Annotated in this window: 2 protein-coding genes; both read left to right on the forward strand. The window is 73.2% G+C overall.

Annotated features, from left to right (window positions below):
* The coding region (locus AC27KI_RS25690; RefSeq protein WP_487116644.1) for a winged helix-turn-helix domain-containing protein at positions 1-236 on the forward strand (236 nt) is incomplete at its 5' end.
* A gap of 50 nt (positions 237-286) precedes the next feature.
* Positions 287-1,039, forward strand: a 753-nt coding sequence (locus AC27KI_RS25695) for a sensor histidine kinase family protein (RefSeq protein ID WP_487116646.1), incomplete at its 3' end; no start/stop codon positions are given.

Consider the following 1,039-nt stretch of genomic DNA (forward strand, 5'->3'; position numbering starts at 1 on the left):
GGCCGCTGCCGCTCACGCGGCGCGAATACCGCCTGCTGGCCTGCCTGCTGCGCGGCGCCGGCCGCATCCAGTCGCGCGAGGCCCTGCTCGCCGGCGCCTGGGGCGACGACAGCGAAAGCACCGACCGCACGGTGGACACCCACATCAAGACGCTGCGCGCCAAGCTGCGCGAAGCGGACCCGGCGCGCGAATACATCAGCACGCACCGGGGCATGGGCTACTGCCTGGAGCCATGAGCGCCCGCTGGCACCGCTCCGTGCAGCCCACCCTGGCGAGGGCCTGACCCATGCGCCTGGGCATCCGGCTGCTGTTCGCCTTCTTCCTGATCAACGGCATCGCGGCCTTCTTCGTGCTGCGCGTGTTCACCGCCGAGATCAAGCCCAGCGTGCGCGAGGTGATGGAAGACATGATGGTGGACACCGCCAACATCCTGGCCGAGCTGGCGAGCGACGACCTGGCCGCCGGCCGCCTGGGCGCCACCGCGCCCGGCACGCCCGAGAGCCGCTTCGCGCAGCACGTGCGCCAGTACGCCAGCCGCCCGGTCGATGCCGCGATCTGGGGGCTGACCAAGCAGACGCTCGATTTCCGCATCTATGTGACCGATGCCGCCGGGCGCGTGGTGTTCGATTCCGAGCGCAGTGCCGTGGGCGAGGACTACTCGGGCTGGCGCGACGTGGCGCGCACGCTGCGGGGCGAGTACGGCGCCCGCGCCACGCGCGAGGTGCAGGGCGACGACACCAGCGGCGTGATGTACGTGGCCGCCCCCATCCTGGTGGCCGGGCCGTCCGGCCGCACCATCGGCGGCGTGCTCACCGTGGCCAAGCCCACGCGCTCGGTGCAGCGCTTCATCGACCGGGCCGAGCGCAAGGTGCTGCGCGGCGGCCTGCTGCTGCTGGCCCTGTCGGCGTTGGTGGGCGTGGCCGTCACCGTGTGGACCGTGTGGCACGTGCGCCGCCTGCGCGACTACGCCCTGAGCGTGCAGGGCCCGGCCGACGGCGGCCTGAACCCCACGCAGCCCCTGGCCGTGCCGCGGGTGCCG

The sequence above is a fragment of the Acidovorax sp. KPB24-03 genome (assembly GCF_057546605.1).